The 21766-nt window shown below is 50.6% G+C and carries 23 protein-coding genes; 16 read left to right on the top strand and 7 right to left on the bottom strand.

Annotated features, from left to right (window positions below):
* The first annotated feature begins 52 nt into the window (after positions 1-52).
* On the top strand, positions 53-601 hold the full coding sequence (gene syd / locus BZG20_RS09850) for a SecY-interacting protein (protein ID WP_046074165.1): 549 nt from the start codon (positions 53-55) through the stop codon (positions 599-601).
* On the top strand, positions 598-1377 hold the full coding sequence (locus BZG20_RS09845) for a Zn-ribbon-containing protein (RefSeq protein WP_046074166.1): 780 nt from the start codon (positions 598-600) through the stop codon (positions 1375-1377). The genes syd and BZG20_RS09845 overlap by 4 nt, the downstream gene beginning before the upstream one ends.
* Here BZG20_RS09845 and BZG20_RS09840 read toward each other — a convergent pair.
* The 4 genes from BZG20_RS09840 to BZG20_RS09825 form a co-directional block, all read right to left on the bottom strand.
* The gene (locus BZG20_RS09840) at positions 1374-1652 is read right to left on the bottom strand and encodes a hypothetical protein (RefSeq protein WP_077578881.1); all 279 of its coding nucleotides are present in this window, start codon (positions 1650-1652) and stop codon (positions 1374-1376) included. The two genes, BZG20_RS09845 and BZG20_RS09840, sit on opposite strands and share 4 nt — an antisense overlap.
* 36 nt (positions 1653-1688) lie before the next feature.
* Entirely contained in the window at positions 1689-1922 is a 234-nt protein-coding gene (locus BZG20_RS09835; protein WP_046074168.1) for a DUF2789 domain-containing protein, read from the bottom strand.
* A gap of 876 nt (positions 1923-2798) precedes the next feature.
* Positions 2799-3122 (bottom strand): DUF3301 domain-containing protein, encoded by a 324-nt coding sequence (locus BZG20_RS09830; RefSeq protein WP_077578880.1) that lies wholly within the window; start codon positions 3120-3122, stop codon positions 2799-2801.
* The gene (locus BZG20_RS09825) at positions 3112-4164 is read right to left on the bottom strand and encodes a DUF3549 family protein (protein ID WP_077578878.1); all 1053 of its coding nucleotides are present in this window, start codon (positions 4162-4164) and stop codon (positions 3112-3114) included. Before BZG20_RS09825 ends, BZG20_RS09830 begins: the two co-directional genes overlap by 11 nt.
* A gap of 139 nt (positions 4165-4303) precedes the next feature.
* Between BZG20_RS09825 and BZG20_RS09820 the strand changes: the two genes are divergently transcribed.
* Both BZG20_RS09820 and truC read left to right on the top strand, forming a co-directional pair.
* Complete coding sequence (locus BZG20_RS09820) at positions 4304-4621, top strand: YqcC family protein (protein WP_046074171.1); 318 nt, start codon at positions 4304-4306, stop codon at positions 4619-4621.
* Complete coding sequence (gene truC / locus BZG20_RS09815; protein WP_241828699.1) at positions 4618-5370, top strand: tRNA pseudouridine(65) synthase TruC; 753 nt, start codon at positions 4618-4620, stop codon at positions 5368-5370. Before BZG20_RS09820 ends, truC begins: the two co-directional genes overlap by 4 nt.
* A gap of 46 nt (positions 5371-5416) precedes the next feature.
* Here the strand turns inward: truC and BZG20_RS09810 are convergent, their stop codons facing one another.
* The 3 genes from BZG20_RS09810 to map form a co-directional block, all read right to left on the bottom strand.
* Positions 5417-5794, bottom strand: coding sequence for a DUF3461 family protein (locus tag BZG20_RS09810; RefSeq protein ID WP_046074172.1), 378 nt, complete (start codon positions 5792-5794; stop codon positions 5417-5419).
* 78 nt (positions 5795-5872) lie between these two features.
* A complete protein-coding gene (glnD, locus tag BZG20_RS09805) occupies positions 5873-8491 on the bottom strand; it encodes a bifunctional uridylyltransferase/uridylyl-removing protein GlnD (protein WP_077578875.1) in 2619 nt (872 codons plus the stop codon).
* A gap of 54 nt (positions 8492-8545) precedes the next feature.
* Complete coding sequence (gene map, locus BZG20_RS09800) at positions 8546-9340, bottom strand: type I methionyl aminopeptidase (protein ID WP_046074174.1); 795 nt, start codon at positions 9338-9340, stop codon at positions 8546-8548.
* Positions 9341-9786: 446 nt separating this feature from the next.
* Between map and rpsB the strand changes: the two genes are divergently transcribed.
* The 12 genes from rpsB (at position 9787) to fabZ (ending at position 21764) form a co-directional block, all read left to right on the top strand.
* Positions 9787-10515, top strand: coding sequence for a 30S ribosomal protein S2 (rpsB, locus tag BZG20_RS09795; protein WP_046074175.1), 729 nt, complete (start codon positions 9787-9789; stop codon positions 10513-10515).
* Positions 10516-10647: 132 nt separating this feature from the next.
* Positions 10648-11490: a translation elongation factor Ts gene (gene tsf / locus BZG20_RS09790; RefSeq protein ID WP_077578873.1), complete on the top strand. Its 843-nt coding sequence runs from the start codon at positions 10648-10650 to the stop codon at positions 11488-11490.
* 82 nt (positions 11491-11572) lie between these two features.
* Entirely contained in the window at positions 11573-12301 is a 729-nt protein-coding gene (pyrH, locus tag BZG20_RS09785) for a UMP kinase (RefSeq protein ID WP_046074177.1), read from the top strand.
* Positions 12302-12354: 53 nt separating this feature from the next.
* Positions 12355-12912 carry a ribosome recycling factor gene (gene frr, locus BZG20_RS09780; RefSeq protein ID WP_046074178.1) on the top strand — a complete coding sequence of 186 codons (558 nt, stop codon included), beginning with the start codon at positions 12355-12357 and terminating at the stop codon, positions 12910-12912.
* A 75-nt stretch (positions 12913-12987) separates the two neighbouring features.
* Entirely contained in the window at positions 12988-13758 is a 771-nt protein-coding gene (locus tag BZG20_RS09775; protein WP_046074179.1) for an isoprenyl transferase, read from the top strand.
* Positions 13759-13773: 15 nt separating this feature from the next.
* A complete protein-coding gene (locus BZG20_RS09770; protein WP_046074180.1) occupies positions 13774-14625 on the top strand; it encodes a phosphatidate cytidylyltransferase in 852 nt (283 codons plus the stop codon).
* Positions 14626-14643: 18 nt separating this feature from the next.
* Positions 14644-15840 carry a 1-deoxy-D-xylulose-5-phosphate reductoisomerase gene (gene ispC / locus BZG20_RS09765; RefSeq protein WP_077578871.1) on the top strand — a complete coding sequence of 399 codons (1197 nt, stop codon included), beginning with the start codon at positions 14644-14646 and terminating at the stop codon, positions 15838-15840.
* On the top strand, positions 15837-17192 hold the full coding sequence (gene rseP, locus BZG20_RS09760; RefSeq protein WP_077578869.1) for a sigma E protease regulator RseP: 1356 nt from the start codon (positions 15837-15839) through the stop codon (positions 17190-17192). The genes ispC and rseP overlap by 4 nt, the downstream gene beginning before the upstream one ends.
* A gap of 33 nt (positions 17193-17225) precedes the next feature.
* Entirely contained in the window at positions 17226-19658 is a 2433-nt protein-coding gene (bamA, locus tag BZG20_RS09755) for an outer membrane protein assembly factor BamA (protein ID WP_077578867.1), read from the top strand.
* Between the two features lie 20 nt (positions 19659-19678).
* Positions 19679-20188, top strand: a complete 510-nt coding sequence (locus tag BZG20_RS09750; RefSeq protein WP_046074184.1) for an OmpH family outer membrane protein — start codon at positions 19679-19681, stop codon at positions 20186-20188.
* 14 nt (positions 20189-20202) lie between these two features.
* Positions 20203-21228: a UDP-3-O-(3-hydroxymyristoyl)glucosamine N-acyltransferase gene (gene lpxD / locus BZG20_RS09745; protein ID WP_046074185.1), complete on the top strand. Its 1026-nt coding sequence runs from the start codon at positions 20203-20205 to the stop codon at positions 21226-21228.
* An 83-nt stretch (positions 21229-21311) separates the two neighbouring features.
* Complete coding sequence (fabZ, locus tag BZG20_RS09740; protein WP_046074224.1) at positions 21312-21764, top strand: 3-hydroxyacyl-ACP dehydratase FabZ; 453 nt, start codon at positions 21312-21314, stop codon at positions 21762-21764.
* Positions 21765-21766: the final 2 nt, after the last annotated feature.

Raw genomic sequence — 21766 nt, 5'->3', positions numbered from 1 at the left:
ATTGATTCAAGTAGAATGGGTAAAGTTTACTGAATCTTGCTATAGGTTGCGAATGGAGAACACAGTACATCGTGCCCTTTGGGCGCTAACACAGAATTATATGGCGGTATGGCAGAGTCATTATCAACATTTACCCTGTACAGATGCCTACATTGGCTTGCCATCTCCCTGTGTTGTGAGCGAAAACGATCACCAACTACAATGGCAACCGGTCAAGCGCGACGCTTTGGCCGACTTTGCCAATGTAGAACAAGCAATCGCGTTGCGTTTGCATAGCGATATTAAAGATTTTTACAACGCATTTTATTGTGCAGATTTATCGGTTCGTTATCAGGGGGAGTCGATAAGCTTGCTTCAGGTATGGAGTGATGATGACTTGGCGCGCTTACAAGAAAATATCTTGGGGCATCTGATGATGCAGCGTCAGCGCAAGCTTACGCCGAGTGTCTTTATTGCGACCACAGCCGATGAAATGGTGATCATTGCAATTGATAACATGAGCGGAGAAGTGATCAGAGAAACCCTTAATAAAGGGACGCGTGATGTGATTGCCCCCAACCTGGAAACATTTCTCGCGGCATTAGAGGTTGATGTGGCATGATTCTCACGGAACTGACCTTTGAGTGCTTTGATAATACCACCGTTAGTGCGGTCGACCGTACTATCAACGGCCTCATGGATGCATTACGTTATAATGGCCAGGTGCTTGGACGCGAGTTTCCGATCTTGATGCAAGAGGGCCAGTTTCAGCTTCGTGTTGTCTGCCCAGATGAAGACGCCTTGCACCCACGCTTTCACAGCCCACAAGTGAAACGGGCCTTACAGCAGCTAGCCGATGCGTGCTTAACCCAACCGAAAGTGCGTGTGCTTGGGCGCGATTTGAACTCAGAACAAGCCGCTCCAAGTGTCTCACCGACCTGGCAAGTGCTCTACACCACCTTTGTTCACACGTGTTCGCCGCTGCGTTGTGGCGATACCCTGCTCCCCATCCCGCTTTATCGCTTACCCGCCACCTTTAACGGTGATCACAAAGCGGTCATCAAATGGCAAACAGAATGGCAAGCCTGTGATGAGTTACAAATGGCCGGTGCCAGCGATGCCGAATTTGCAGGCTTGAATGAAATTGGGTGTCCCAATACGCGCCTATTTCAGCGCGGTTGGGATTTACGTGGGCGGATAGAGTACTTAACAGGCACGCCGACTTACTACTATCAATATCGCGTTGGCGGTAAAGATAAAGAGAGTGAGCTTCATCGCCCATGCCCTCAGTGTGGCGAGCCTTGGCGGCTTGAGGCCCCGTTACACGATATCTTTCTGTTTAAATGCGACCGTTGCCGGCTAGTATCCAACCTTTCTTGGGACTTTAAACTGGCTTAGCGGCTTGAATACTGGGCTTCTAGCGTCGCTAATCGCTCGCTCAACTCGGCCACGTGTTGTTCGAGCTGGCTGATACGCTCAGCATCAGATAGCTTGATGTCATCGACGGGTATCTCGGGTAGCGGTGTATTGGTCTTCGCGCTCTTCACCGCTTGAATAATCAAGGGGAGGGGGACTTGCGTTGTCAATTGGGCTTTCACCTTTGCCACGGTGACGGTTTGCCCTTTTGCGTCGAGCACCTTGAGTGCTCGCGCCAGCTCAGCTTGATAGCTCATCAGTTAATCCTAGCGACATAACAGGAGAGAGAAAGATTAGGGCTTTCTCAGCAGCGCATCAAGCATATCAACCTGTTCCGCCCAATCCGCGTCTTCCTTTATGGCTTCATCAATAAACGCCCGTTGTGCCGCGTTCCAAAATGGGGCATCGACCAGTGTTTGCCCTTCAACCAAACAGTGGCTGGATAGGAAGTGCTCAATTGAGGCCTTATCGGTTGCTAAGCCCAGCTGCTCAAAAAGGTGCTGTAAGTCGTGTTGAAAGGTTTCCATTGTCCCTCCTGGCTGCTCGATACGCGTCTATACTCACTATAGTAGCAGCCTCCGCCCCATGTTGTGATGAAAGCGGTGCCTGTGAGCATAGGACAATGCATAGAAAAGATCCCTGCTCCGTGTGAGATATCTCTTACAAGAGCGTGGGATAAAAGCAGAATCTTGCTACGAAAATTGACCCCCTTGTTTTTATTTTTTCTTCTATTACAAGTGCTTACTGTTTATTCTTTGGTTTAAGATAAAAAATGAGAGATTGAGCAGGTGAGAATGGCTTGTACCAAACGCTCAGTCGCGTAATCTTGTCGGTGTCGGAAGGGAACTGACACAGGGAACAGGAATCACCAAGGACTTGGTACCTCAGGATGAGGCAGTACTTCAGGAAGAAGCGCTGGCATGGATTGCAAAAAGGACAACGGATGGAGCCGTTCTCTACAAGCAGGAAGCTTGTACGTCAGGAAGACTTAGGACAACCCAGGATGGGGGCTTAAGGACTACTTCAGGACGAAGTCATGGACACCTCCAGGATGGAGAGCTTATCGAAAACGGGAATTTCGGTTTGTCAGGATGACGAAAGGACACCTCCAAGACGGAGAGACATGGAACGACGCTGAAGGATTCGGCGACTGATCAAGGAATGATGCAGGGAGCACCTTTTAGTAGCAGGATGGCTGCAAGTAAAACTCTAGGGCGCGGCGCAAGCTGCGCCCTTTCCTTTTTTCTGGCCGGTTAAACCGACACCGGTGACTCCCTGTCACGCACCGTTAGCACTAACCTTGCGTGTGCACCATACTTCTAATCTAGTACAGCTTTTCACGTCGCGCGAATAATTATCCCCGCCTTTTTAGTATCAACATGGTTGGCGTTGTCGGGTGACATCTAACCGTCGGTTTGGCCTGCTCTTGGCATCGCATGAACCGGTGTGTCTATGGCCTTTAATCTTAACCCTCGAAGCTGAGCGTGACCGATATAATGATCATCCCCGGTGGCAGAAAACTCGAACCAGTATTGAGTGAGCCATTGCCACCCTTGCTCGGTTCTCCGTATGGTGTGACGGCCTCGTGCGATAGACAATAATTGCAACTCCATCCGCTGGCAGTATTGGCGAATGTACTGGTGCGCTTGCTCGGATTGTCGCCGCTGTTGCCAGAACAGTAAAGCGGCGACAACAACCAAGAGAATGGTCAATAGATCAGTGATCATGGTGGGTTTGCTTCACCGCTTGCTGCATGCGTGCCATTGCTTGAGTCAGGGCGGGTGATGTATGGCCATGTAAACGACCCAATAGCGCGCCACGAAGGGGAGGTAACATCACCAGATCCGCATAAACCTGTTGAAATAACGTCGCATCGTGCTGATCGGCGAGAGCAATCAAAAAGCGATCCAGAGCAGCATCATCGGTCAAGTGATGCCAGCAGCGACCGGCTATCGCGACAAAAATCTCGCGATGGTGTAATTCAGCGCGATCAAGTACCGCATCAATCAGTTGATGCCGAGTGGCTGATGGGGCGCCCGCATGTGTGCGGATTAATGCGCTGACCAAAAAAATATCAACCTCTTGCGTCTGACACATTTGCTGAAACATATCGCGCAAGCTTGCCGCGAGTTTGTCATTGATTTGGCAGTGCTCCAAGCACCCGAGAAGGGCGTACAATGGCGTGGTCGGTAGATGATTGAGCGCTTTGCGGACGCGAGTGGCATTGTTTTGCTCGGCCATGCGTACACAGGTATCAGCGAGCCCTTGTAGGCCCACCCCTTGCCAATTATCCCAGCCAAGCTCGCCATTTAAATAATGCTGTGCATGATCATAATACTGGCTAGCTGGCCGGCCCAGTTGATAGGTCAATGTGGCATGAAACATCGCCATTTTGTCGTCGGTGGGCGTAAACGTATAGGGGTTATTGGCCAGTTTCTCACGCTGCTCTTTATTCGGTGTCGCGGTTAAGCGCTCTCCCATGGCCGCGCTGACATACTGTAAAAAGTCTCCCATCGCGGTGTGATTGAGGAGGCCGCGTTCATCGAGAGGCATTTTTAAGAACCATACCCAAGGAGCGCCGCCTGACGGCCAAAAGGCGATAGCCATATGCGCGTGTTGACGCAAGGGGTAAGGGTAAGGTTGTTGATTGGCCTCAACCGCACGAAAGGCCGTTTCATCCAGTTGACAAACACGACGGCCTAGGTCGTAAATACTGAATTGACAACCGGCGTGGTCGAATAGGGCGCTGAGGGCGTGAACCGTTTCCATGATGTCCGCTCTTAGTTATCGCTTGATGCGCGCGAGTATATCAGTTTTTCCCGGCTAGATGCTTGTCTTGTTGATGTTGTCTTTGTCGGGATCATGCTATGCTTCGCGGTTTCTAATTTGAGTAATGATGGGACTGTCAATGACACTTTACCAACAGTGTGAGCAACTTCTGGATGAGCTTGAGCAAGTGTTAGATGCGTGTGACCTACTCCAGTCCGAGCCACCATCACCTAAACGACTGGCCAGCCGCGAGCCTTTTGCGGTGGATACGCTTGATTGCCATGAGTGGTTACAGTGGATATTTATACCCAAAATGCGTGCCTTGGTGGTTGCTCGCCAGCCGTTGCCAAGAAATTTTGAAATCGCCCCCTATGTGGAAGAAGCGATGAAAGAGCAGCAAGGGGCGACGGCGGTGGTCAAAGTGACTTATCGTATTGATGCGCTTTTAACCCAATGATGAGTGAACAACCATTATCCATTTTATACCGCGATGAGTCATTGGTTGTGGTGAACAAGCCTGCAGGGATGCTGGTCCATCGTTCGTGGCTGGATAAAGGGGAAACGCGTTTTGTTATGCAGACACTAAGGGATCAGATTGGTCAGCATGTTTACCCTTTACACCGACTCGATAAACCGACGTCTGGTGTGTTGGTGTTTGCGCTGTCGAGCGAGGTGGCGTCCTTGATGATGCCTCAGTTTGCGCAAGGGCAGATTAAAAAAGCCTACTATGCGGTGGTCAGAGGCTGGATCACAGAAGCCAGTCGACTCGATTACCCACTGGTGGAAGAACAAGACAAAATAGCAGATAAAAAGGCGAGCCAGCCGCCCACGGCCAAACCGGCCGTGACGGATTATCAACCGCTGGCATCGGTGGAGCTGCCTATCGCAACAGGACGGTATGCGACCAGCCGCTATAGCCTCGTGGCGATGCAGCCGCAAACGGGAAGAAAACACCAATTGCGTCGCCACATGCATCACCTCAGTCATCCGATTATTGGCGATACTACGCATGGCGACGGAAGGCACAATCGTGTTTTCCGCGAGCATTTTCACTGCCATCAGCTTTTACTTCATGCCAATGAGATGCAGTTTATCCATCCCGTTAGCGCTGAGACGGTCAAGATACAGGCGCCGCTCGATACCACGTGGCAACGTATCCTGTCGGCATTGGAGTGGGATGTGCCTTGCACAACCTCCTTGGCGTAAACAGCCCTCTGCAGGCCGCACCTTGCAGGCCGCACCAATATACGTGTTAGAGTTTATCTAGCTCGGCTTCGATTTCGGCAATCTTACTGGCGACCACTTTTTCCAGATGACGGAGATCGGTGAGTACTTTTTGCTTCACGTCTTGTTCGGTGTGCTCGTGCTGAACGATACGATCCAGTTCATCGATCACCAGAGACAAGCTGCGGTTGATCTCAGTGACCTCTCGAGAGCGTCCGGTGCCACTGTCGACAACCACATTTTTCCGCTGGCGTGGATACTTAAATTTCATGCTTCGCGCAAAAAGGTCGCCCTTTTGCTTGCTGAAGTACACTTTGAGCGTGTCATAACTGGCTTCTTGACGCAGAGAATAACGCTCAATCTTTTCCGGATGTTCAATACCGATATTTTTCAACTGCTGATACATAGCCACCTCATGGTTGAATGTTTTCTCTATTAAGCGACGAACTCATCGTCGCTTAGCATAGTTGATGGGGGTTGCTTGTTACTTGGCGCGAGCGAGCGCTTTCTCCAGTGCCGCTTTTAACTGTTCCTGATGCTCGGAAGTTAATGCTTGGTTCTCTGCGTCGGTGACGATAAAAAAGTCTTCGGCGCGCTCGCCAATGGTGGTGATTTTAGCGGCATGGACACTGACATTTTGGCGCGCAAAGACGGCCCCGACCCGAGCTAGTAGTCCAGGTGTGTCGAGTGCTACTAGCTCCATCAATGTGCGACGACCGTTTTTCGTGGGTAAGAAAAGTACCTGGGTTTTAACCGAAAAATGCTGAAGTTTTTGCGGTGCTCGCCGTTTGGGGATAGTCATTGTCCCGGTTTCTCCCAGCGCCTTGCTGACCCCTTTGATTATGCTCGGGTGACGGTCAAGAGGAATGGCATCGTCATTTTGGTCTAGCACCATAAAGGTATCGAGGGCGTGACCATCTTTACTGGTCATCACTTGTGCATCATGGACGCTCAGGTTTTTCTTATCGAGAGCCGCTACCACGCGCGCAAACAAACTGGGCCGGTCTTGGCAGTAAACAAAAATCTCGGTCCCGCCACGGGTTGCTTTTTTACTTACCAGCACCAGTGGGGCGTCGCCGGTGTGATGAAGGAGATGCTCACTGTGCCAAGCAATTTGTTTATGGGTATGGCGCAGAAAGTAGTCCGCCTTGAAACGCTGCCATAACACTTCTATATCCCTCGGGCTATGGCCTTGTTTACGTAACATTGCAGCCGCTAAATGTTTGTTATGACGAATGCGTTCACGCACATCTGGTGGGTTTTCTAAGCCTCGGCGGAGCGCTTTTTGTGTAGAGTAATACAGCTCTGCGATCAGTGTGCGCTTCCAACTGTTCCATAAGTCTGGGTTGGTGGCATTAATGTCTGCGACGGTGAGACAAAGGAGAAGGTCCAGTCGTTCTTCGTCGCGCACTTCTTTGGCAAAATCGGTGATAACATCAGGATCGTATATATCGCGGCGCTGTGCGGTGACGGACATCAATAAGTGATTACGGACGAGCCAGCTAACAATATTCGCTTCTGGTTTTGACAAACCATGCTCTAAACAAAAATCATGCGATTCAATGGCGCCAATTTCGCTATGATCCCCGCCACGTCCCTTGCCAATGTCATGGAAAATGGCTGCAATCAATAAAAGCTCACGGCGTGCTAAACGGGGGAAGACATCACAACAGATCGGATGGCGGTCTCGGTTGGCTTCGTCATCAAATAAGCGCATATGTTTGAGCAGTCGGATCGTGTGCTCATCAACCGTGTAGACATGGAACAAGTCAAACTGCATCTGCCCAACAATTTGACTCCACTGTGGTAAGTAGGCTGACATCACCCCGTGGCGATGCATTAAGCCAAAGGCCTTGTGCAGCGCATTGGGGTGACGAACCAAGGCCATGAATTTTTCGCGTGCGTCTTCTTGCTGACACAAAAAGTGATTGAGTCGACGTCTTGCTGTACGCAACTGCCGCAGGGTAGGCGCTGCAATCGCTTCAATCGACGTGTCATTGGCAATATGCAGCATCATGTCGAGAATGGTTTCCGGTCGCGCTTGAAATAGCGCGGGTTTGCGCGCTTCGATGGTGCGTCCGCAGCGCTGAAAATCATCACTTAAGACGTCGGTTTCTCCGGCGCGACCATTATCGATGATCACTTGATCAAAGATTTGTAGCAGCATTTTGTTGAGCTCACCGACCCGCCCAAGCGTGCGGAAGAAGTCTTTCATCATGGTTTCGACCGCACGATTCCCTTCACCGCGGTAACCGAGTAGTTCCGCGACCGATGTTTGATGCGCGAAGGTGAGGCGATTGTCGTAACGGCGCAGCTCAAGGTGAAGCGCAAAGCGAATTCGCCATAATACATTTTGACACTCATTGAGCTCGCGATATTCCGCGTCGGTCAAAAAGCCAAAATCACTCATCTCTCGTAAGCTGGTGGCACCAAAGTGACGGCGCGCAATCCACGATAAGGTGTGAATATCGCGCAGGCTGCCAGGACTGAGTTTCAAATCAGGCTCAAGCTTGTAGGCGGTGTCATGATAGCGGCGGTGGCGGGCTTTTTGTTCTTCAACTTTGGCTTGATAAAACCGTTCGCTGGGCCAAAAGCTGTCATCATGCACGCGCGTTTCAAGCGCATCAAAAAGCTGCGCGTCACCACATAATAAGCGAGATTCTTGTAAGTTGGTGGCGACAGTCAAATCGTCCAGCCCAACCCGAATGCACTCGTCGACGGTGCGTACACTGTGGCCGACTTCGAGCTTTAAATCCCATAAAAGAGTAAGCAGATCGCTTAAACTTTGTTGCTGGTGAGCATCTAATGGGGCCTGGCAGAGCAGGAGTAAATCGATATCCGACAGAGGGTGCAGTTCGCGCCGACCATATCCCCCCACCGCGACTAAGGCAAGTGAGGTGTGTGCGAACCCAAAGTGATGCCACAAGCGTGCCAGTAAGGCATCCATATAATCGGTGCGCTGGTACACCAATTCCGCCACAGGAACATTGGCCAAAAAGTCCTGTTTTTGCTGTTCAAGCAATTGCTGAAATTGGGCTTTGAGGGTGATGGGGTCGAGCTGATCATCCTCAAGGTGTTGTGGCGTAATCACTGTGTCTGTCATGGCGATCCTTTGCGCAAAAAAAAGCCGGAGCGAAGCCGGCTTTTAAGGGTTGGATTAGTGGTTGATGTAACGCGGGAGGTTTTCTTCCTCTCTCAACGTTAATACCTCGACGCCCGTCTCGGTGACCAACAGGGTGTGCTCCCACTGGGCCGATTTTTTACCGTCGATGGTGTATACCGTCCAGCCGTCGTCTTCATCAAGCACGGTACCGTATTTACCTGCATTAATCATAGGCTCAATGGTGAAGCACATGCCAGGTTTGAGTACAGTGCGATCATTATTTTTGTAGTGCACCACTTGAGGGTCTTCATGGAAGCTCGCACCAATGCCATGCCCACAGTACTCTTTCACGATAGAGTAGCGTGTATTGCTATTTTTAATGAATTTTTGAATGGCGGTCCCGAGCTCACCCACGGTAGCCCCCGGTTTTACCTTTTTGATCGCGTGATAGAGACTTTCTTGTGTCACACGACAAAGACGTTTGTCTTCCAAAGAGACCTCTCCGACTAAAAACATCTTTGAGGTATCGCCATGGTAGCCATCTTTAATCACGGTCACATCGATATTGACAATATCGCCATCCTGCAACACATCATTATCATTCGGAATGCCGTGACAAACCACGTGGTTAATCGAGGTGCACATTGACTTTGGAAAACCGTGGTAGTCCAAGGTAGCCGGCGTGGTGCCTTGCACTTCAGTCATGTATTGGTGGGCAATGTCATCCAGCTCACGCGTAGTGATACCGGGTTTTACATGGTCGCCAAGCATGACGAGCACGTCGGACGCCAAGCGGCCAGCGACGCGCATTTTTTCAATTTCTTCTTCTGTTTTAATCGGGATTGTCATTTTGCTTTCTCACTTTAATTTGGGTCGCTCAATGATGACGATAAGAACGAGAGCCGGATCTTTTCACGCTCGGTATCATCGAGCACAGCCGCCCAGACCTGCTACGCTTGTCGCAGTGACTGAGGTGATCAGCCGTATGATGTGGCGCTATGGTACCAAGCCATCTGCATTCTGGAAACCAAAAGGGGCAGGATCCCGATGAGATGCAGTGGCAACCACGCTTGACCGAATGCGCAATATTGCTGGATTTTGCTGGTGTTTTTGTGGTATAAAGCGCGCCGAAAACCGTCATTGTGATCAATCTAGCCGAGCTGGGTTTCAGTTTGATGGTCTTCACTCAATACTTTTTATTTTAAATCACACACATATCGACACATTAACCGGGGTGCCCTCAAGCGGGTCGGTGAATGGGATATGTGGAGGCCTAACCCCAAGAGGAAATTATCATGGCTACTGTTTCAATGCGCGACATGCTCAAGGCGGGCGTACACTTCGGTCACCAAACTCGTTACTGGAACCCAAAAATGAAGCCTTTCATCTTTGGTTCACGTAACAAGGTGCACATCATCAACCTTGAGAAAACTGTACCAATGTTTAACGATGCTTTGGCTGAACTGTCAAAAATCGGTGAGCGTAAAGGTAAAGTCCTGTTCGTTGGTACTAAGCGCGCAGCAAGCGAAGCGGTAAAAGCGGCAGCAGAAAACTGCGAGCAGTTTTATGTAAGCAACCGTTGGTTGGGCGGCATGCTCACTAACTGGAAAACCGTTCGTACATCTATCAAGCGTCTGAAAGACCTGGAAACTCAGTCTACTGACGGTACGTTTGAGAAGCTGACCAAGAAAGAAGCACTGATGTACACCCGTGAGATGGAAAAGCTCGACAAATCACTGGGTGGTATCAAGAACATGAACGGCCTGCCTGATGCAATGTTCGTTATCGATGCGGATCACGAGCACATTGCCATCAAAGAAGCGAACAACCTGGGTATCCCAGTATTTGCAGTGGTAGATACTAACTCTAACCCAGACGGCGTTGACCACGTCATTCCAGGTAACGATGACGCAATCCGCGCTATCCAGCTTTACCTGAATGCCGCGTCTGACGCTTACAAAGAAGGCCGTAGCCAAGACATCGTTGCGCAAGCAGAAGACGAGCTGGTTGAAGTCGCTGAATAAGACGACAGCTCCTTGTGAGCGTTCTTAGCCATCAGCGTGTCATCTTTCATGCTGTAAGCTAAGTATGGTTAGCAGGGGCCGATTTCGGGCCCCTGTTTTTTACCCAAATAGTTTCGAATCGAGGATTGAACAATGGCAACTGTTACCGCTGCCCTGGTTAAAGAACTTCGCGAGCGCACTGGCGCTGGCATGATGGAATGTAAAAAAGCACTGGTTGAAGCGAACGCAGATATCGAAGTGGCAATCGAGAACATGCGTAAGAGCGGTGCGGCAAAAGCAGCGAAAAAAGCTGGCCGTGTTGCTGCTGAAGGTGTGATCCTAGTGAAAGAAAACGAAGGCAAAGYAGCGATCGTTGAGATCAACTGTGAAACTGACTTCGTTGCAAAAGACGCAAACTTCGCGGAATTTGCTGATCAAGTTGCTGAAACTGCACTGGCTGAAGGCCTTGAAATCGACGCGCTGAAAGAAAAATTTGAACAGCAGCGTGCTGATCTCGTCGCGAAAATCGGTGAAAACATGGATATTCGTCGTGTTTCATTCATCGAAGGCGAGAAAGTGGGTTCTTACCGTCACGGCGGTCGCATCGGTGTTATCGTTGCGGCAAAAGCGGACGAAGAAACCATCAAGCACGTGGCTATGCACATTGCAGCGTCTAAGCCTGACTATGTTAACCCTGAAGATGTACCTGCCGACGTGGTAGAGAAAGAGAAGCAAATTCAGGTTGATATCGCAATGGAATCAGGCAAGCCTGCTGACATCGCAGAGAAAATGGTTGCTGGCCGCATGAAGAAATTCACCGGTGAAATTTCTCTGACGGGTCAAGCATTCGTCATGGATCCATCACAAACTGTGGGCCAAATGCTGAAAGAGAAAGGTGCCGAAGTGACCGACTTCATCCGCTTTGAAGTGGGCGAAGGCATCGAGAAAGAAGAAGTAGACTTTGCTGCAGAAGTTGCTGCGGCACAACAAAGCTGATTTTTCTGACTCAGACCGCGGTGCTCGCCGCGGTCTTCCATAACCTTCTTCCCTAACTAGTGCCTAATAGAAAGGTAGTGAAATGACTACAAATCCTAAGCCAGCTTATCAACGAATTTTACTTAAACTTAGCGGTGAAGCCCTGCAGGGCGATGATGGATTCGGGATTGATCCCGCCGTGCTAGATCGCATGGCACAAGAAATCAAAGAACTGGTCGAGCTGGGTGTTCAAGTGGGTTTGGTTATCGGCGGCGGTAATCTATTCCGTGGTGCTGGTCTTGCTGAGGCGGGAATGAACCGTGTTGTGGGCGATCACATGGGTATGTTAGCCACCGTGATGAACGGATTGGCAATGCGTGACGCACTTCATCGTGCCTATGTGAACGCGCGAGTGATGTCAGCCATTCCCTTGAATGGTGTGTGTGATAGCTACAATTGGGCAGAAGCGATTAGCCAGCTTCGCAATGGTCGCGTGGTGATATTCTCCGCCGGGACAGGTAACCCTTTCTTCACCACGGATTCGGCGGCGTGCTTACGCGGTATCGAAATTGAATCTGATATCGTGATTAAGGCAACCAAGGTTGATGGTGTTTACAGTGATGACCCAACCAAAAACCCGGATGCAACGCTTTATGACTCGCTGACATATCAAGATGTTTTAGAAAAAGAGTTGAAAGTGATGGATTTGGCCGCATTTACGTTAGCACGCGATCATAAGTTGCCACTTCGTGTCTTTAATATGAACAAGCCAGGTGCATTGCGCCGTGTCGTGATGGGCGAGGCAGAAGGCACTTTGATCACTAACAGCTAAGCCGGTATTGGTGGCATAATCTTACAAACTAATTCAATCGCAAGGATACTCCCGTGATTAATGACATAAAAGACGACGCGAAAGCGCGTATGGATAAAAGTGTAGAGGCGCTAAAACACACGCTAGGTAAATTGCGCACAGGCCGTGCTCACCCCAGTTTACTGGAGGGGATTACTGTCGAGTATTATGGGGCTCCAACGCCACTTAATCAGCTCGCCTCTATCGTGGCTGAAGATGCGCGTACGTTGGCGATCAGCGTATACGACAAGCAAGTGACTCAAGCGGTTGAAAAAGCAATCATGACCTCAGACTTGGGTCTCAACCCAGCCTCTGCCGGCACCGTGATCCGTGTCCCTTTGCCGCCGCTGACCGAAGAGCGTCGTAAAGACATGGTGAAAGTAGTGCGTGCCGAAGGCGAGCAAGGCCGTGTGGCCATTCGTAACATTCGCCGTGACGCTAACAATGAGCTTAAAGCGCTGCTTAAAGACAAAGAAATCTCTGAAGATGACGAACGTCGTGCGCAAGATGATATTCAAAAGTTGACTGACGAAGCGGTCAAGAATGTTGATGCACTTCTTGATGCAAAAGAAAAAGAGTTGATGGAAGTCTAAATCTCATTAGACTTTACCGCCGATGCTAAAGCGCTGTGCGTGCAGTACAGCGCTTTTTATTTGCCAAGGAGAAACATGAGTTCCCAGTCTCTTGATGCGCAGCTCGAATCTGCCGCTTTACCGCAGCACATTGCCGTAATCATGGACGGTAATGGACGCTGGGCCAAGGCACGAGGCAAAGCCCGTGTGTTTGGACATAAAGCGGGTGTGAAAGCGGTGCGTAAAACGGTGAAAGCAGCGTCTGAAATCGGGGTCAAAGCCCTCACCTTGTTTGCATTTAGCAGCGAGAACTGGCGTCGCCCTGAAGACGAAGTGAGTGTATTGATGGAGCTGTTTATCAATGTGCTTTCTCGTGAAGTCAAACGACTCGACAGTCATGGGGTGCAACTACGCATCATCGGTGATACCTCTCGCTTTAGCCCGTCACTGCAAGCCAAAATAGCCGAAGCCGAAGCCCTAACGGCCGACAATGACCGTTTAGTGCTCAATATTGCTGCCAATTATGGTGGGCAGTGGGACATCACTCAGGCAACACGCCGTGTGGCTGAAGAAGTCGCGGCAGGACAGTTGCAGCCCAATGATATTGGCGAACAAGATATTGCGCGCCATCTCATGTTGGCCGACTTGCCGGATGTGGACTTGATGATCCGCACCAGCGGGGAGTGTCGCATTAGTAACTTTATTTTATGGCAAGCCGCTTATGCCGAGCTGTGTTTCACCGAGCAATATTGGCCGGACTTCAACGAACAGAGTTTGTATGATGCTGTGGCTTGGTACGTCAACCGGGAGCGACGGTTTGGTTGCACGGGCGAGCAAATCAAAGCCATGATAACAACGGATAAGTAACCACGAGGAATCAGTTTGCTCAAACAACGAGTTTTAACCGCGGCTTTATTAGTCCCGTTAGTGGTCGCGGGCGTCTTCTACTTACCCTTTCCTGCCTTTGTGGCAGCGATAGCGGTCGTCACGCTTATTGGGCTATGGGAGTGGACGCAATTTGTTTCAGCGTCTTCACGCCTGCTGACTTTTATCATTCCCGCTGCTGCGTTGGCATTGTCTCTGTTTGCTCTCCCTTTTGATGCCATGGCATTGGGGCACGTACGTTTTCCGCCTTTTGCGGTTGCTGCTGCGGGGGCGGCGTGGTGGCTGTTTGCCACCGTTTTAGTGCTCGCGTTCCCGCGCTCGGGTAACTATTGGACTCATAGCAAGCTACTCCGTCTTGTCTTTGGCCTGCTTACTATGCTGCCGTTTATGTGGAGTGTGTTGTTATTGCGGGCGGCGGACTATCAGTTTTCGACCTATTACGGTGCGAAGCTAGTCTTGCTGGTCTTTGTTTTGGTGTGGTGCGCCGATAGTGGCGCTTACTTTGCCGGAAAGAAATTTGGCAAACACAAAATGGCGCCGGCGGTAAGCCCCAATAAAACCCTCGAAGGGTTGCTGGGTGGACTTTCCGCAGCGGTTGGTGTGACCTGGCTTGGCGCCCATGTCCTCGAGCTTCATTTTGCCAACCTCGGTATCTTGTTGGCGATTGCAATGGTGACGGCCCTTGCGTCGGTATTGGGGGATCTCGCGGAAAGCATGTTTAAGCGTGTGGCAGGGATTAAAGACAGCGGGAACCTGCTGCCCGGTCACGGCGGCATTCTCGATCGTATTGATAGTCTGACGGCGGCATTCCCTGTTTTTACCGTGTTGTACTTCGCGTTTGCGAATTAAGTGAAACGAGTCGTTGAAATGCAAAAAATCACCGTGTTAGGCGCGACAGGTTCGATTGGTTCAAGCACATTGAAAGTGGTTGAAGCGAACCCTGAGCAGTATGAGGTAGTGGCACTGGCTGCCCATACCAATGTGGAAAAAATGACCGCTTTGTGTCTTTGTTGGCAGCCCGCTTATGCGGCGATGGCCGACCACGATGCGGCTCAGCAGCTCAGGAAAAGACTCGCGAGCAAAGGCCTAGCTACCGAGGTGCTTGCTGGAGAGGAGGGGCTGTGTCAACTGGCTTCGCTACCTGAGGTAGATATGGTGATGGCTGCCGTGGTCGGGGCGGCAGGGTTATCCTCGACCATGGCGGCGGTGAAGGCGGGCAAACGTGTTCTGCTTGCCAATAAAGAAGCCTTAGTGATGTCTGGACAGTTCTTTATTGACGCCGTTTATCAATATGGCGCCGAGCTGCTCCCTATCGACAGTGAACACAATGCCATTTTTCAATGCTTGCCGCAGGCGGTTCAACACACGCCTGGGCGTTGCGATCTTCATGCCGCGGGGGTCAGCAAAATCCTGTTAACCGGCTCTGGTGGCCCGTTCCGTTATCGCGATCCGCAAAGTCTTGCCAGTGTGAGCGTCGAAGAGGCAGTCGCACATCCGAACTGGTCGATGGGTCCTAAAATCTCAGTCGACTCAGCCACCATGATGAATAAAGGCTTGGAATACATAGAAGCGCGTTGGTTATTCAACGCCAAGCCTGAACAGCTGGAGGTGGTGATCCATCCTCAGTCAGTGATCCACTCCATGGTGCAAATGTGTGACGGCTCGGTGTTAGCACAATTAGGGACGCCAGATATGTGTACCCCTATTGCTCATGCGATGGGGTACCCTGAGCGTGTTCATGCCTCCGTTGCGCCGCTGGATTTTACCCAAATTGGCGAACTTACCTTTATGGCACCGGATGCTCGACGTTATCCCTGCTTATCGCTCGCGATCGCGGCCTGCGAGCAAGGACAAGCGGCGACGACGAGCTTGAATGCGGCCAACGAACAGGCGGTAGCAGCCTTTTTGGCAGGAAAAATCGGGTTTATGGATATTGCGCGTATCAATGAACAGGTTTTGACCCAGTCCTCGCTTCCTACGCCAACAAGCTTGGATTGCTTATTTGAGCTGGATAGAATAGCGCGCATCACTGCAAATGAGCAGATTGCTAAGGTGACACCATGAGCGGGTTTCTATGGAATGCAGCGGCGTTTATCGTCGCGTTGGGCATACTGGTTGCGATTCACGAGTTCGGCCATTTTTGGGTGGCTCGCCGTTGTGGCGTGAAAGTGGAGCGCTTTTCCATTGGTTTTGGTCGCGCATTGTGGCGAAAATTTGGTAAGGATGGCACCGAATATGTGATTGCCGCCATCCCCCTTGGCGGCTATGTCAAAATGCTGGACGAGCGCATCGAAGCGGTGCCGGATGCCGATAAACCACGCGCATTTAACAACCAGCCTTTGTGGCAGCGCAGTGCTATTGTTGCCGCTGGCCCCATCGCTAATTTCGTATTTGCCGTTTTTGCATACTGGCTGGTGATGATGATAGGTGTTCCTGCCGTCAAACCTGTGATTGGTGAAATTGCACCCAATTCGATCGCGGCAGAAGCGGGAATTGAACCAGGTATGGAACTAACCCAGGTTTCAGGCGTCGAAACCGCTGATTGGCAAGCTGTTAATTTTGCGTTGATTGGTCACATTGGTGATGAGAGCATGACCCTCACCGCCAAACCGAGCCCAACGTCTAGTTATGGCAGAGACTATCAACTGGATTTACGCCAATGGCAGTTTGACCCAGAGCACCAATCACCTCTGACGACGCTGGGGATCACCCCCTATCGCCCTGCGATTACTTTATCGATCGCGCAAGTGGTAGAAGGAAGCGCGGCAGAGCAAGCGGGTCTCAAGCAAGGCGACAAAATTATTGCAGTGGCTGATACCGAGCTGTCGTCATGGCAGCGCTTGGTCGAGGTGATTAAAGCGAGCCCAGACCAAGCCCTGTCGCTGACAATATTGCGACAGGGGCAGCGTCAATCTGTGGTATTAACGCCGGATGCGCGTCGCAGTCATGGTGAGGTCACAGGCTATGCTGGCATTGCGCCACAAATGGGCGAGTGGCCCGAGTCATATCGATTCACCCAACAGTATGGACCATTCGCAGCGATACCGGAGGCAGTGGGGAAAACAGGCCAAGTGATCAGTATGACGGTCAATATGATCAAAAAACTGATTACCGGCGATGTTGGGGTGAATAATTTGAGTGGCCCAATATCGATAGCAAAAGGCGCGGGGATGACCGCGGAGATCGGGCTGATCTCATTTTTAGGGTTTATGGCACTGATTAGTGTGAACCTAGGCATTATCAATTTACTCCCTCTGCCCGTATTGGATGGCGGCCATTTGCTGTTCTTTGGGATTGAGGCTGTCACACGGCGACCGGTATCGGAGCGTGTGCAGGACTTTGGGTATCGAATCGGCGCTGCCGTGTTGATGATGGTAATGGCAGTGGCATTGTTTAACGACTTCGCCCGACTTTAAACGGTTAGTATTCAAGGATAAGTCAGATAGCAGATGGCGATGAAAAAACTATTAATAGCGTCTCTTTTAGTAAGCAGTAGTATGGCGCATGCTGACACATTTCAAGTCAGCGATATCCGCTTTGAGGGACTGCAACGAGTCAGTCTAGGGGCCGCTTTGTTGTCAATGCCAGTGCGTGTCGGCGACAAAGTGGACGACGACGATGTGGCTGACATTATCAATGCACTTTTTGCCTCTGGTAACTTTGAGGATGTGCGAGTTTACCGCGATGACGAAGCACTGCTGGTCAAAGTGGTAGAGCGTCCGACCATTGCCAGTATTTCCTTTTCAGGGAATAAGGCGATTAAGGAAGAGCAGCTAAAAGAGAACCTGACATCGTCAGGCCTTCGTGTCGGTGAAGCGCTCGATCGCACCCAACTGAGCAAAATCGAAAAAGGTCTTGAAGACTTTTACTACAGCGTCGGTAAGTACAGTGCGTCGGTGAAAGCGGTGGTTACTCCCTTGCCGCGTAATCGTGCCGATTTGAAATTTGTTTTCACTGAGGGCGTATCGGCCAAAATTGAGCAAATTAACTTTGTCGGCAATGACGTGTTCAGTGATGAGCAGCTGCGTGATAATTTTGATTTGCGTGCCGACGTGCCGTGGTGGAACTTCCTCGCCAACGAAAAGTACCAAAAACAGGTTCTTGCAGGCGATCTTGAAAAACTACGCAGTTTTTATCTCAATCGCGGTTACCTTAAGTTCCGTGTTGAGTCGACACAAGTGGCTATCTCACCTGACAAAAAAGGGGTCTACATCACCTTGAATGTCAACGAAGGCAAGCCTTATCAGGTCGCTGATTTGGACTTTCGTGGTGATCCACAGAATGAAGAGATTTACCGTTCATTAGTCACCTTCACCCGTGGTGATACCTATAACGGTGATAAAGTGACTGCACTTGAAGAGGCGATCAAACGCCACTTAGGCGAGACAGGCTTTGCCTACCCCAAAGTGAACACCTTACCCAGCTTTGATGATGACAATCAGCAAGTGTCGTTAACGGTCAATGTCGAGCCAGGTAAGCGTATTTACGTGCGCAATGTCCGTTTTTCAGGCAACACCACCACCAAAGATGAAGTGTTGCGCCGTGAAATGCGACAGCTTGAAGGCACTTGGCTTAACTCAAAAGCGGTCACCCGCGGTAAAGAGCGTCTCAGTCGAACCGGCTTTTTCCAGAATGTTGAAGTGGACACTCAGCGCGTACCAGGCACTGATGATCAAGTCGACGTTAACTACAAAGTTAAAGAAGCTAACTCAGGTAGTATCAACTTTGGTATCGGTTATGGCACCGAGTCAGGCGCAAGCTTACAGCTCGGCTTACAGCAAGATAACTTTGCGGGCACTGGGAACCGGTTTGGTATCAACGCCATGGTCAACGACTATCGCAAAAACCTGACGCTTGAGTACCGTGATCCTTACTTTACGCTCGACGGTGTGAGCCTGGGCGGTAAGGTATTCTATAACGAGTTTGAAGCCCGTGACGCTAACATCGTTGAGTATACCAACCAAAGTTACGGTACCAACCTCACCTGGGGTTTTTGGACTGATGAGCTGAACTCGATTGATTTCTCGCTAGGGTACACGCATAACAAGATTGAGAACCTCGGCCGTTATTATCAAATTGATGAGTTTTTGGAGCGTCATCAGGATAACCTGAATCACAATGAAGGCCTGGAAGTTGACGACTTTGATATTTCAGTATCCTGGACGCGCAATAACCTCAACCGCGGCTATTTCCCAACCGCAGGTAACTACCAACGTGCCTCGTATCGGATGACGGTACCCGGCTCGGATGTACAGTACTTTAAAATGCAGTATGACATCCGCCAATACGTGCCGCTGACACAAGAGCACGAGTTTACGCTGTTGATGCGTGGCCGACTTGCGTATGGTAACGGTTATGGGCAAACCAATGGCCAAGATCACATGCTGCCGTTTTATGAGAACTATTACGCGGGGGGCTTCTCGTCACTGCGTGGCTTCCGTTCGAACTCTGTAGGCCCTAAAGCGGTGTATGAGAACGGTGGTTCCACGCAGCCTGGTAGTGACGATGTTGAGAAAAATGAAGGAGATTATGGCTCTTCAGACTCCGTCGGTGGTAACGCTATGGCACGCGCCAGTGCTGAGCTGATTGTGCCAACGCCGTTTGCCTCAGAGGAAGCGCGCGAACAAATCCGTACCAGTGTGTTTATTGATGCTGCCTCAGTGTGGGATACCGAGTATGACGTATCCGCTGCTGCTAATTACAGTGGCCGAGATAACATTAAGGATTATTCAGATCCATCCAATATCAGTGCCTCTTATGGTATGGCACTGCAGTGGATGTCCCCGATGGCACCTTTGGTATTTTCCATCGCAAAACCTATTACAAGCCAGCCTGGCGACGATGAAGAGTTCTTTACCTTCACGATCGGGCGCACATTCTGATGATCAGAAAGGAGACTATTGTGAAATCATTTTTGAAAGCAGCGGGACTGAGTGTCGCGGTATTGACGACGTCCATGTACGCATCAGCGGCTGATGCTGCACAGAAGGTGGGCTATGTATCAACCGGGGCCGTGATGTCGCAATTGGCGAAGAAAAACAACCTCAATGAGAAGCTACGCGGTGAGTTTAAAGACCGAGTGGCCGAAATTGAGCGCTTGAAAGAGAAGCTCTCTGAAGGCGTGGAAAAGCTCAAGCGTAATGGTGAGTTGATGAGTGAAGACGAGCGCGTAACGCTTCAGCGTAAACTCCAATCAATGGAGTCCGATTACAAGCTGAAAGTGAAAGCGTTACAAGAAGATCAACGCAAGCGTGGTGGTCAAGAAGAGTCTAAACTGGTCAAAAAGCTGAAGACAGCGGTCGATCAAGTGGCTGAGCAAGAAGGCTACGACATGGTGATTGACGCCAATGCCGTTTTATACGCCAACCCAAGTGATGACTTGTCTGAAAAAGTGATCAACGCAGTTAAATAACAGTCGAGGAGCCCATGGTTTCGATTACTCTCGCTGAATTAGCGGATAAACTGGATGCACAGCTCCACGGAGATGGCGCTGTAACGATAACCTCGCTTGCAGGGATGAATTCAGCGGGAGAAGGGCAAATCACCTTCTTATCCAGCCCTAAATACCGTAAAAATTTGGCACTCTGCCGCGCCAGCGCTGTGATGCTAAAAGAGGGCGACCTATCGTACTGCCAAGGCAACGCCTTGGTGGTGTCAGACCCCTACTTGGCTTATGCCCACGTCGCGCAAATTCTCGACTCGACGCCAGCTTGCGCCACCGACATTGCCCCATCCGCGGTGGTGGCCGATGATGCAGTGTTGGGAGAAGGTGTGGCGATTGGACCGAATGCGGTGATTGAATCCGGCGCGCTCATTGGTGATGGTGTGCAAATCGGTGCGGGTTGCTTTGTCGGCAAAGGGACAAAGGTGGGCGCTCGGACCAAGCTTTGGGCGAATGTCACCCTTTATCATGAGGTAGTGATAGGGCAAGACTGCTTGATTCAAGCGGGTACCGTGATCGGTGCGGACGGCTTTGGCTATGCCAATGACAAAGGCAAGTGGGTTAAAATCCCTCAGCTTGGCCGCGTTGTGATTGGGGATCGGGTCGAAATTGGTGCGTGCACCACCATTGACCGGGGCGCACTGGATGATACCGAAATTGCCGATGGGGTGATTATCGACAACCAGTGTCAGATTGCGCATAATGTGTCGATCGGTGAGAACACGGCAATCGCCGGCGCGACTGTCATGGCAGGCAGCCTCAAGGTAGGTAAACACTGCATCATTGGTGGCGCCAGCGTGTTTAATGGCCATATGGAAATCACAGATAACGTGACCATCACGGGAATGGCGATGGTGATGCGGCCAATCACTGAGCCGGGCATGTATTCGTCCGGCATTCCGTTGCAGCCCAACCGCGAGTGGCGGAAGACTGCCGCGCGTGTACTCAAAATTGATGAGATGCACAAGCGGCTCAAAGAGCTGGAAAATCAGCTCGAAAAACAAGATTAACGCCGAGATGACAGGCCCGCCTTAGCAACGCGGGCCGTTTTGCGTTAATGAAGTCAGTATTGGATTTGAACGGGAATACTACCTTGACTCGCGAAAACAAAGTTCTACATATCAACGAAATCAAAGAGCTGTTACCACACCGCTATCCTTTTTTGTTGATTGATCGCGTTATCGATTTTGAAGAAGGGCAATACCTTCACGCGATTAAAAACATCACTGTCAATGAGCCTCAATTTACGGGTCATTTCCCGCAATTGCCTGTTTTCCCAGGCGTACTCATTTTAGAGGCCATGGCGCAAGCAACAGGCTTGTTGGCGTTTAAGACCTTCGGTAAGCCGAAAGACAACGAGCTATACTACTTTGCAAGCATTGATAATGCGAAATTCCGCCGTCCGGTCTCACCGGGTGACCAATTGGTGCTTGAGGTGGAATTTATTAAAGAGCGTCGAGGTATTGCGGCCTTTAATGGGGTGGCGAAAGTAGACGGCGAGGTTGTCTGCTCGGCGGAACTGAAGTGCGCAAGAAGAGAGATCTAATT

This window comes from Salinivibrio sp. IB868 (assembly GCF_001995655.1).
GTDB classification, from domain to species: Bacteria; Pseudomonadota; Gammaproteobacteria; order Enterobacterales; family Vibrionaceae; genus Salinivibrio; species Salinivibrio siamensis.
The sequence above is the reverse complement of the archived record's forward strand: the minus strand, read 5'-3'. Positions and strand labels throughout refer to the sequence as shown.